The sequence below is a fragment of the Streptomyces sp. PU-14G genome (genome assembly GCF_041028275.1).
GTDB lineage: Bacteria > Actinomycetota > Actinomycetes > Streptomycetales > Streptomycetaceae > Streptomyces.
This window is the reverse complement of record NZ_JASKYT010000264.1, coordinates 1-10,836: the sequence shown is the minus strand read 5'-3', so window position 1 is coordinate 10,836 and position 10,836 is coordinate 1. Positions and strand designations below refer to the sequence as shown.

7 protein-coding genes are annotated in these 10,836 nt (G+C 72.7%); 6 read left to right on the top strand and 1 reads right to left on the bottom strand.

The annotated features are described in order from the left end of the window. Positions 1 to 278 precede the first annotated feature (278 nt). Positions 279 to 482, top strand: a complete 204-nt coding sequence (locus AB8Z75_RS25165) for a cold-shock protein (protein WP_030405997.1) — start codon at positions 279 to 281, stop codon at positions 480 to 482. A gap of 87 nt (positions 483 to 569) precedes the next feature. Here AB8Z75_RS25165 and AB8Z75_RS25160 read toward each other — a convergent pair whose 3' ends face one another. After that, positions 570 to 2,255, bottom strand: a complete 1,686-nt coding sequence (locus AB8Z75_RS25160; RefSeq protein ID WP_369205733.1) for an L-lactate permease — start codon at positions 2,253 to 2,255, stop codon at positions 570 to 572. Between the two features lie 123 nt (positions 2,256 to 2,378). Here AB8Z75_RS25160 and AB8Z75_RS25155 point away from each other — a divergent pair, with 123 nt between their 5' ends. The 5 genes from AB8Z75_RS25155 to AB8Z75_RS25135 all read left to right on the top strand — a co-directional run bounded on the left by AB8Z75_RS25155 (position 2,379) and on the right by AB8Z75_RS25135 (position 10,776). After that, positions 2,379 to 2,843 (top strand): YchJ family protein, encoded by a 465-nt coding sequence (locus tag AB8Z75_RS25155; RefSeq protein WP_369205731.1) that lies wholly within the window; start codon positions 2,379 to 2,381, stop codon positions 2,841 to 2,843. Positions 2,844 to 3,480: 637 nt separating this feature from the next. After that, on the top strand, positions 3,481 to 6,528 hold the full coding sequence (aroA, locus tag AB8Z75_RS25150; protein WP_369205729.1) for a 3-phosphoshikimate 1-carboxyvinyltransferase: 3,048 nt from the start codon (positions 3,481 to 3,483) through the stop codon (positions 6,526 to 6,528). Between the two features lie 35 nt (positions 6,529 to 6,563). Then, complete coding sequence (locus tag AB8Z75_RS25145) at positions 6,564 to 7,718, top strand: acyl-CoA dehydrogenase family protein (protein ID WP_369205735.1); 1,155 nt, start codon at positions 6,564 to 6,566, stop codon at positions 7,716 to 7,718. After that, positions 7,715 to 8,542: an SDR family oxidoreductase gene (locus tag AB8Z75_RS25140; protein WP_369205727.1), complete on the top strand. Its 828-nt coding sequence runs from the start codon at positions 7,715 to 7,717 to the stop codon at positions 8,540 to 8,542. The genes AB8Z75_RS25145 and AB8Z75_RS25140 overlap by 4 nt, the downstream gene beginning before the upstream one ends. A 167-nt stretch (positions 8,543 to 8,709) precedes the next feature. Further along, on the top strand, positions 8,710 to 10,776 hold the full coding sequence (locus AB8Z75_RS25135; RefSeq protein ID WP_369205725.1) for an FAD-dependent oxidoreductase: 2,067 nt from the start codon (positions 8,710 to 8,712) through the stop codon (positions 10,774 to 10,776). Positions 10,777 to 10,836 lie beyond the last annotated feature (60 nt).

Genomic DNA, 10,836 nt, shown 5'->3' with positions numbered 1-10,836 from the left:
GTTCATGGGTACCAAAACCGCAACACCCCCCCCCCCCCCCCCCCCCCCCCCCCCCCCCCCCCCCCCCCCCCGCAASACCCTTCTTCCGGCCCGCCCGCCGTCCGCCGGGCCGTGTTAGGCTGGTGGTGTTGCGGTTTTGGTACCCATGAACTTGTGCGCGCCTGAGCTCAGTGGCTCAGGCGCGTTCTGTTTTTCCGGAGTCATTCTGGAGGGGGTCATTGCGGCGACGCGGAGCCGCGCGAGGTGTGCGGCTTCCAGCCACCCTGAAGGAGAAGAAGATGGCATCCGGCACCGTGAAGTGGTTCAACTCGGAAAAGGGCTTCGGGTTCATCGAGCAGGACGGCGGCGGCGCCGACGTCTTCGCCCACTACTCGAACATCGCGGCTCAGGGCTTCCGTGAGCTCCACGAGGGCCAGAAGGTCAACTTCGACGTCACGCAGGGCCAGAAGGGCCCGCAGGCGGAGAACATCACTCCTGCCTGACGCGCGACGCGTCGTACCGCCGCTGGGGCCCGCACCGTCGAGGTGCGGGCCCCAGCGCCGTTGTCAGGGCCGTATCCACGCCCGCTGTCAGGGCAGCATCCACGCCAGCACGTGTGACTGGAGCAGCACCAGCAGGCAGATGGCGAGGAGCAGCAGCAGGCTCCAGGCGACGGCCTTGCGGAAGAGCACCGCCTCCTTGCCGAGCAGACCGACGGCCGTCGCCGCGATGGTCAGATTCTGCGGGCTGATCATCTTGCCGACCACGCCGCCCGAGGTGTTGGCGGCGACCAGCAGCGTCGGATCCAGCCCCGCCTTGCCCGCGGCCGTCTGCTGGAGGGTGGCGAACAGGGCGTTGGCCGAGGTGTCCGAGCCGGTCACGGCCGTGCCCAGCCAGCCGAGGAGGGGGGAGAGGAAGGCGAAGGCCGCGCCCGCTCCCGCGATCCAGGTGCCGATGCTGATGGTCTGGCCCGACAGGTTCATCACGTACGCGAGGGCCAGCACCGAGCCGACCGTCAGCAGCGCCCAGCGCAGCGTCAGCACCGTCCGCCCGAACTCCCGCACGGCCTCCAGCGCCCGCACCCGGTAGACGACGGCCACCAGCACCCCGCACAGCACCAGCAGCGAACCGGGGGAGGAGAGCCAGGGGAAGACGTAGACCGTGGTGGACGAGCGCTCGCCGGCGGCCGTGAGCACCTCGCCGTCGAGCCCCGGCCACCGTACGGCCACGTCGCTGCCGGCCAGGAACTCCTCGACCGGGTCCAGCAGTTTCGCGACGGAGAAGACGGCGATGACGATGATGTAGGGGACGAAGGCCATCAGGACGCGGGGACCGGACATCGTGCCCTGGCCCTCCGGCTGCGCCGTCTGCCGGGCCTCGGGCGCCGGGCCGCTGTCGCCGCCCGCCTCCTGGCGCTCGCGTTCGGCCGCGTGCCGCAGCTCGCGCCGCACGCGCTCCCCGTCGCCGGGCTGCCACACGCGCAGGAAGGCGACGACGGCTGCCAGCGCCACCAAGGAGGCGATGATGTCGGTCAACTCGACCGATATGTAGCTGGAGCTGACGAACTGCGCCACCGCGAAGGTGGCGCCGCACACCAGCGCTGCGGGCCAGGCCTGCCGTATGCCGCGCACCCCGTCCACGAGCGCCACCAGCAGCAGCGGTACGAACAGTGCCAGCAGGGGTGTCTGCCGTCCGACGTAGGCGCCGATGTCCTCGTAGCTGATTCCGGTGAGGCTGCCCGCGGTGATGATCGGCGTCGCGATGGCGCCGAAGGCCACCGGCGCGGTGTTGGCCACCAGCACCGTGACGGCGGCCCGCACCGGGGAGAAGCCCAGCGCCATCAGCATCACGCCGGTGATCGCGACCGGCGCTCCGAACCCGGCCAGCGCCTCCAGCAGCGCGCCGAAGCAGAAGGCGATGATCAGGGCCTGGACGCGGGGGTCGTCGCTGACGAGGTTGAAGGCCCGGCGCAGGTCGGTGAAGCGTCCGCTGGAGACGGTCAGCTGGTGCACCCACAGGGCGGCCACCACGATCCACATGATCGGGAACAGGCCGAAGGCCGCGCCTTCCGCGCCCGCGAGCAGCGTCAGGTCCACCGGCATGCCGTAGGCGCCCACCGCCACCACGACGGAGACGCCCAGCGCCGCGAGCCCCGCCCAGTGTGCCTTGAGCCGCAGGCCGCCCAGCAGGACGAAAAGGGTGAGCAGCGGCAGCGCGCCCACCAGCGCGGACAGCGCGAGGGAGTCGGCCACGGGGGACAGGTCGGGACGGTACATGGTTACCCCTCGCCCTCGGACAGCGCTCATGGCGGGGCAGGCTCGCACCCCGGTTCGAACTGATCGTTTTGCAAGGTTGGTTCCGGATCGGCCCGCTGTCCAGGGGTCCGGCATGATGAGCTCATGTCCCGCCGCAAGGGCGCCCCGAAGGGCCGCCGATCCGCCGCCACCCCTCGCCCCGCCGCCGACCGGGCCGCGCCGCCCGCTCCCGGGGCCCCCTGCCCCTGCGGGCTCGCTCCCTACGGGGACTGCTGCGGGCGTTTCCACCGCGGTGCGTCGGCTCCCGCCACCGCCGAGGAGCTGATGCGCTCGCGCTACGCGGCCTTCGCCGTGGGCGACGCCGCGTACCTGCGGCGCACCTGGCACCCCGAGACCCGCCCCGCGCGGGTGGACCTTGCCGGCGGGCCCCGGTGGACGGGGCTGGAGATCCTCGCCACCACGGGCGGCAGCGCCTTCCACAGCGAGGGCACGGTGACCTTCCGGGCCCACTGGAGGAGCGGCGACGGCACGGTGGGGGCGCAGGAAGAGCGCAGTCGGTTCGTGCGGGTGGACGGGGCGTGGGCCTACCTGGACGGCGCCGTGGCATGACGGGGTGTCAGGCCATTCCGCCGGGGGTGCCTACTTAGGTGTCACATACACCTGATATACCGGTGGTATGACCGAGCGCGCATCAGCCGAGCTCGTCATCCGGGACGCCCGCCACGGGGCTCCTGCCACGACCACGCGCCGCGACAGCAGCCACAGCGGGTCCCCTCGGATGAGGGCTCTCACTTCTCACGTAGACCTCTCGGGCCACGCAGGCCTCTCGGGGTACGCCGACCTCTTGGGGCACGTAGACCTCTCGGGCCCGGACGGCCGCACCTAGCGCCCCCCTGGCGGCCCGAGTGCGCCGCCGGCCCCGCAGCTCCTCGGGTCCTCTCGTCCGCCGCCTCGGTGGAGTGCGCCCGTGCCGCGACGGCGGCACGCCGCCCGCCGGTATGGCCGGATGACCCGCCGCGATCGGGCCGCCCTGCGCGCCCGATCACGGCGGGGCGCCCGGCGTTACTCCGTGAGGTGTCGGTCCACGGGTTCGACGGCACGGCTCCGCGCGTACCGCGAGGCCGGTCGTCAGGATCGTCGCGGCGGAAACCGCCCCAAATGTCGTAGAGGTCCGAAACGTACCGATCTTCATCCGCCCTAGGCACGCCCGCCGTGCCGTGACAGACGGGTATGGGAAGCGCACCATATGCACCTTCTTGTGAAAGGGACACGTCAGCCACTGGTCGGCGAGGTCCTGGTCCCCAACTCCAAGTACCACGCGCACCGCGCCCTGATCCTCGCCTCCCTCGCGGAGGGCACCAGCATCATCCGCGGCCTCTCGGACGCCCGGCACGTCCAGTACACCGTGCAGCTCCTGCGCGGCCTCGGGATCCGCGTCGACGTCGACGGCGACTCCTTCGTCGTCCACGGCGGGCCCTACCGGCCGCGCCGCGCCGCGGTCTCCGCGGGCAGCTCCGGCACCACGCTCTACTTCATGATCGGGCTCGCTTCCCTCGCCGAACGGCCGGTCGCCGTCACCGGGCAGAAGTACTTCAAGCGCCGCCCCGTCTCACCCCTGCTGGACGCGCTGCGCACCCTGGGAGTCGAGCTGGAGTCGGCCGACGGATGCCCGCCCGTGCACGTGCGGAACAAGCGGCCCACGGGCGGTCACGTACGCATCGCGGGCACGCTCTCCCAGTGGATCTCCGGGCTTCTCCTGCTCGCCCCCTTCGCCTCAGGACCCAGCGTCATCGAAGTCGAGGGCGAGCTGAACGAGCAGCCGTACCTGGAGCTGACGGTCGCCATGATGCGGCAGTTCGGCCTCGCGGTGACCGTCTCGCAGGACTGGCGGCGCTTCGAGATCGAGGGCGGCCAGCGGGCCACCCCCGGCGACCTCACCCTCCCGCCGGACATCGGCTCCGCCGCCTTCGGCATCGCCGCCGCCGCGCTCCACCCCTCCGACGTGCTGCTGCGCGGCATGCACAAGCTGCACGGCGGCCCCGCCGACCATCCGGAAGCCCACTTCCTCGACCTCGCCGGCTCCATGGGCATCCCCATGGAGCTGGACGAGGCAGGGCGCGGCGTACGCGTGCGCCACGACGGGACCGACCTCAAGGGCATCGAGGTCGACTGCCGAGAGGTCCCCGACATGCTGCCGATCCTGGCCACCCTCGGCACCTTCGCGCAGGGCGAGTCCGTCTTCCACCACGTCGCCCACACCCGGCTCAAGGAGTCCGACAGGGCCGCCGCCATGCTCCAGCTCAACGCCATGGGCGGCGAACTCGAACTGCAGGGCGAGACCCTGCGGGTGAGCGGCGGCACCAGGCGCCTGGTCGGCACCAGACTCTCCTCCTTCAACGACCACCGGGTGCTGATGTCCCTCGCGGTCGCCGCCTCCCGCGCCTCGGGGCGCACCACCCTCACCTACCCGAACGCCTACCGGATCTCCTACCCGACCTTCCTGGAAGCCATGAACACGCTCGGCATCCCCATGACCGTCGAAGGCGGCACCAGGCAGGGTGCCGAGGGCGGCGGGTCTCCCGCGGACCGCCGCCCTCGGGACCCCCGCACCCCACCGGACGTCTCGCGTCCCGACGAGGCGGCCAGGCACACCCTCCCCGCACTCGTCGCCGACCGCGCCGCCGACGACCCCGAAGGCACCGCCCTCGTGGACGTGCGCGAGAGCGGCGCCACCACCCTCACCTGGCGGCAGCTGCACGAGCGCAGCGAGCACATCGCCGCGCTGCTGCTGCGGCTGGGCGTCCAGCCAGGAGAGGCCGTCGCCTTCCAGCTGCCCAACCGCTGGGAGTTCACCGCCATCGCGCTCGCCTGCCTGCGCGTGCGCGCACTGTGCTGCCCCATAATGCCGATCTTCCGCGAGCGGGAGGCCGCCTTCACCCTCCGCCGCTCCTCGGCCCGGGTGCTGCTGCTGCCCGACCACTTCCGGGGCCGGCGGCACGCCGCCGAGATCGCCACGCTCGTGGCCGAGGGCGGCACCGACGTCGGCCGGCTCGAACACGTCGTCGTCCTGCCGTCCGGCGATGGCCCCGCCGACCTGCCCGCCGCCGCGGAAGACGGATCCCTCAACTGGCACGAGTGGACCGCCGCACTCGCCGACACGCCCGTCGACACCGACGCCCTCGCCACGCGCGTGCCCACCCCCAACGACCTCACCCAACTCCTGTTCACCTCCGGCACCACCGGCGAGCCCAAGGGCGTCCTCCAGCGCTCCGCCTCCCTCAGCCGCGCCGTCTCCATGGAGATCCGGCACCTCGGGCTGACCGGAGCGGACACCATCTGGGTCCCCTCGCCGCTCGCCCACCAGACCGGGTTCCTCTACGGCATGTGGCTGGCGCTCGTGCTCGGCGTGCCGCAGATCGTGCAGGCCGAGTGGAACGCGCCCCTGGCGCTGCGGTCACTGCGCGAGCACCGTGCCACCTTCGTCCAGGCCGCGACACCCTTCCTGATGGACCTCGTACGCGCCGTCGAGGACGGCGAGCGCGCCCCCCAGGACCTGCGCATCTTCGTCGCCACCGGCGCCACCGTCCCGCGCGGCCTGGCCGAACGCGCGAGCCGGGTGCTGGGCACCACCGTGCTGGGCGCCTTCGGCTCCACCGAGACCTGCCTGGCCGCCCTCGCGGCCCCCGGCGACGAGCCGGCACAGCGCTGGGGCACCGACGGGCGCGCGCTCACCGGCGTCCGGCTCAGGGTGACCGACGAGAGCGGGGCCGAACTGCCCTGCGGCACCGAGGGCAACTTCGAGATCCTCACCCCCACCCTCTTCGACGGCTACCTGGAGCGGCCCGACCTGACCGCCGAAGCGCTCACCGCCGACGGCTGGTACCGCACCGGCGACCTCGCCACCATCGACGCCTCCGGGTTCCTGCGCATCACGGGCCGGGTCAAGGACGTCATCAACCGGGGCGGTGAGAAGATCCCCGTCGCCGAGGTCGAGCAACTGCTGCACGACCACCCCGCGGTGGCCGACGTCGCCGTCGTCGCGATGCCCGACGAACGCCTCGGCGAACGCGCCTGCGCCTTCGTCGTCCCCGAACCGGGCGGCGCCCCCCTCGGGTTCGAGCAGATGCAGAAGTACCTCGACGCCCACCAGGTCGCCAAGCAGTACTGGCCCGAGCGGCTGGAGACCGTCGCGGAGGCGTTGCCCCGCAACGAAGTCGGAAAGATCCAGAAGTTCGTGCTCAGGGAGCGGGCCCGCGGCCTGCGCCCCCAGCGCGGAGAAGGAGCGGACAAGTGAGTGAGCAGCACGGCACCCAGCCGGCACCGCAGGGTGTGGGGCCCGCACAGTACGAGCGGCTGCGCCAGAAGGTCACCGCGTGGGTGAGGGGCCCCGGCGAGGAGTGGGCCGGGCGCATCGAGGCCACCGGGCAGGTACCCGAAGACCTCTGGGCCGAGCTGCGCGAGGAGGGCTTCCTGCGCATGGCCGCGCCCCGCTCCTACGGCGGCCACGGGCTCTCCTTCACCCAGTGGATGGGCCTCATGGAGATCTTCTCCCGCTCGCACGGCTCCATCCGGATGATCGTCCACGTCGTCAACGGCATCTGGCGCGCCATGGACCCCTTCGCCACCGACGAGCAGCGCAAGAAGTTCGTCCTGCCCGCCATCGAGGGCGACATCAAGATCGCCTTCACCCTCACCGAGCCGGGCAACGGCACCGGAGCCGACATCACCAGCTCCGTCGTCCGCGACGGCGACACCTACCGCCTCACCGGTGACAAGCACCTGATCACCTTCGGAGTGCGCTGCGACTACTACCTGCTCGCCGCGCGCGTGGCAGGCTCCACAGGCCACGAGGGCACCGTCTCGTTGCTGGTGCCCCGCGACGCCGAGGGTGTCCACGTCGAGGACACCTCCCAGACCATGGGCGTCACCGGCACCGACCACGCCACCCTCCGCTTCGAGCGCACCCCCGTACCGGTCGCCAACCGGCTCGGCAAGGAGGGCGAGGGACTGGACGTCGCACTCGGCGGCTTCCTGACGCCCTCGCGGATCTCCGTCGGCATGAGCTGCGTCGGCCTGGCACAGCGCGCCCAGGAACTCGCGCTCGATTACGCCGAGAGCCGCCACACCTTCGGCAAGAAGCTCAGCAAGCGGCAGGCCGTCCAGTTCATGCTCGCCGAGAACGCCGCCGACATCGAGGCCGCCAAGCAGTTGGTGATGCACGCCGCGCGCACCTTCGAAGAGGGCGGCGAGGACGCCTCCATGCTCTCGTCCATGGCCAAGATGACCGCCGTTTCCATGCTGACCCGCGTCACCGACAACGCGCTCCAGGTGCACGGCGGCCTCGGCTACTGGAAGACCAGCCCCATCGAACGCGTCTACCGCGACGCGCGCGCCCAGCGCTTCGAAGAGGGCACCAACGAGATCCAGAAGACCGTCGTCTTCCGCGAACTGCTGCGCGCACACACCCAGGGAGGGAACCTGTGACCGACACCGAGAGCCCCAAGGTCGCACTCATCACCGGAGCCTCGCGAGGCATCGGCCGCGAGCTGGCGCTGACGCTGGCCCGGCGCGAGGGCGCCACCATCGCCGTCAACTACAAGAAGAACGCCGACCTGGCGGAGAAGACCGTCGCCGACATCGCCTCCCTCGGCGGCAGCGGGTTCGCCGTCCAGGCCGACGTGGAGACCCCCGAAGGCGTCACCGCGCTCTTCGACGAGGTCGCCAGGCGCTGCGGACGGCTCGACTGGTTCGTCTCCAACGCGGCGGCCAGCGCGTTCAAGAACGTCGTCGACCTCAAGCCCCACCACCTCGACCGCTCCTACGCCATGAACCTGCGGCCCTTCGTGCTCGGCGCACAGGAGGCCGTCAAGCTGATGGACGACGGCGGTCGCATCGTGACGCTGTCCTCCTACGGCTCCCTGCGCGCCTACCCCACCTACGCGACCCTCGGCGGGATGAAGGCCGCCATCGAGGCGTGGGTGCGCTACATGGCACTGGAGTTCGCCCCCTACGGCATCAACGTCAACGCGGTCAACGGCGGGCTGATCGACTCCGACTCGCTGGAGTTCTTCTACGGCGTCCCCGGCATGCCCGAGATGAGCACCGTCCTCGACCGCATCCCCAAGGGCCGCCCCGGCACCGTGGCAGAGGTCGCCGACGTGCTGGCCTTCCTGCTGGCGCCGGAGTCGGAGTACATCACGGGGCAGACGCTCGTCGTCGACGGCGGACTCAGCGCCGTCGCCCCGCCGTTCTTCGCCGACGCCGGGCCCGAGCTGAGCCTCCCGCCGCGCCCCCAGCGCCCCGCATGACCGGCCGCGCGCCGCGGCGGTCCCGCACGACCGGCCGTGCCCCGCGGCGGTCCCGCACAACCGGCCGCGCCCCGCAGCGGTCCGTATGACGGCCCGCCGGGCGCCCGCCCACCCCCTCCGGCGGGCGCCCGGCGCGGCCCAGCACGCACCACACCGAGGAGTCCCACGTGTTCACCCACGTCACTCGGCCCGGCGCGGTCGGCTCGCTCCAGGTCGCGAACCGCCTGGTCATGGGGGCGATGCACCTCAACCTGGAGAACCTGGACGACGGGGGAGCCGCACTGGCCGCCTTCTACGCCGCACGGGCCCGCGGCGGCGCCGGACTCATCATCACCGGCGGCTCGGCCGTCAACCCCGTCGCCGCCGGCGGCCCCGGCTACAGCCACGTCAACGACCCCGCACACCACCCCGCGCTGCGCCGCGCCGCCGACGCCGTGCACGAGGCGGACGGAAAGATCGCCCTCCAGCTCTTCCACGCGGGACGCTACGCCCTCACAGGCGGGCAGGGGCCCACACCCGTCGCCCCGTCCGCCGTCCACAGCCGCTTCTCACGGACCACCCCCCGCGCACTGACGGACCGGGAGATCCGCGAAACCGTCCGGGACTTCGCCCGCGGCGCTGCCACCGCACGCGCACTCGGCTACGACGCGGTGGAGGTGATGGCCTCCGAGGGCTACCTGATCAACCAGTTCCTCTCGCCCGTCACCAACCTGCGCGACGACGCGTGGGGCGGCGACGCGGCACGCCGCCGCCGCTTCCCGCTCGAGGTGGCGCGCGCCGTACGCGAGGCGGCAGGCGACGGCTTCCCCGTGCTCTTCCGTATCTCCGGCGCCGACCTGGTCCCCGGCAGCAGCACCCAGGAGGAGACCGAAGCGCTCGCCGTCGCCCTGGCCCAGGAAGGTGTGGCCGCCCTCGACGTCGGCGTCGGCTGGCACGAGTCGCGCGTCCCCACGGTGCAGTCCGCCGTGCCGCCCGGCACCTGGGCCTCACACGCCGAGGCGGTGAAGAAGGCGCTGTGCGCGGCCGGGTACGCGGACGTGCCCGTCATCGCCTCGAACCGGGTGGTCGGGCTCGACCAGGCCGAGAGCCTGCTGCGCGGCGGCGGCATCGATTACGTCTCCATGGCCAGGCCCCTCCTGGCCGACCCCGACCTGCCGGCCAAGTGGGCCGCGGGCGGCAGCGCGCTCGTCAACGTCTGCCTCGCCTGCAACGAGGCCTGCATCGACCGCTCGTTCGGCACCGAACGGGTCTCCTGCCTGGTCAACCCGCGCGCCGGACACGAGCTCGAATTCCCCGAGCAGGCTTCGGCGGACCCGCCCCGCTCCTTCGCCGTCATCGGCGGCGGTCCCGCAGGGCTGGAGGCCGCCCGCGCCCTCGCGGCGCTCGGCCACCACGTCGAACTCTTCGAGGAGGGCGAGGAGCTCGGCGGGCAGTTCCGCCTCGCCCGGCAGGTGCCCGGCAAGGAGGACTTCGGCGCCACCGTCCGCTACTTCGCGGCCGAACTCGCCCGGCTGGGCGTGCACCTCCACCTCGGGCGGCGCCTCGGCCTGGGCGACGCCGGACTCCTGCGCCGCTTCGACGGCGCCGTCCTGGCCACCGGCGTCCAGCCCCGGCTCCCCGACATCCCCGGCTGGCCCCTCCTGCACACGCTCACCTACCCGGAGGCCTTCGCCCGCCCCGAGTCCCTGGGCGAACGCGTCGTCCTCCTGGGCGGCGGCGGCATCGCGATGGACCTCGCGCACCTGCTCACCGGAGAGCGGACGCCCGCGACCGCGCAGGAGTTCCTCGCCGCGTACGGCCTCGGCGAGGGCGCGTACGGCCCCGGCGCGGGCGCCGCGGCGCCGAAGACGCGGCACCGGCAGACGACGGCGCGGCACCGACTGACGCTGGTCAGGCGCGGGCCCCGGATCGGCGCGGGCACCGGGCCCAGCACCCGCTGGGTCGTCCTGTCCGCCCTGCGGGCCCACGGGGTCGAGAGGGTGACCGGCGTCGACTACCGCGAGATCACCAGGGAAGGTGTGGTGGTCCAGGGCGCCGACGGAGCCGAGCGGCTGATCCCGGCCGACTCGGTGGTGTTCGCCACCGGGCAGGAGCCCGAGCGCGCGGCCGTGCCTGCGCTGCGGGCCGCCGGCATCCCCTTCGAGGCCGTCGGCGGCGCGCGCGACGCGGCCGGGGTCAACGCGGTGCGCGCCACCGCCGAAGGCCTCAGAGCCGCCCACCGACTGGGTACCTGAACCGGGCAAGAGCCCGGTACCCGAACCGGGCAAGAGTCCGGAACCCGTCCCCTCCCGCCC